1 protein-coding gene and 1 pseudogene are annotated in these 272 nt (G+C 56.6%); both read left to right on the top strand.

Going from position 1 to position 272, the window contains the following annotated elements; translation table 11 throughout:
• A partial coding sequence (locus tag GWC77_RS28575; protein WP_173263030.1) for a transposase domain-containing protein occupies positions 1-102 on the top strand: 102 nt, incomplete at its 5' end.
• Positions 103-132: 30 nt separating this feature from the next.
• Positions 133-272 (top strand): annotated as a pseudogene (locus tag GWC77_RS28570) (IS3 family transposase); the annotation flags it as partial.

The raw sequence follows: 272 nt of genomic DNA, 5'->3' as shown, positions 1-272 counted from the left end.
CCCTACGTCTATCTGAAAGACGTCCTCAATCGCTTGCCTACCCATCGAGCCGACGACATCGTCGCGCTTCTACCGCATCGCTGGGCGCCTGCCGCAGCTTGATTGACGGCGATTTGGACCTGGGGGTATCTTCGCCGGGTGCTTACCGAATATGGCATGCGTTGCTCGATGAGCCGCAAGGGAAATTGTTGGGACAACGCGCCGATGGAAAGCTTCTTCAACAGTCTGAAAAACGAACGGGTATTCCATGAGCGCTATGGCACTCGCGATGC

Origin of the sequence: Paraburkholderia sp. NMBU_R16 (assembly GCF_013282575.1) — a bacterium.
Taxonomy (GTDB): domain Bacteria; phylum Pseudomonadota; class Gammaproteobacteria; order Burkholderiales; family Burkholderiaceae; genus Trinickia.
Note: the sequence above shows the minus strand (reverse complement) of the source record. Positions and strands in the feature narration are given on the sequence as shown.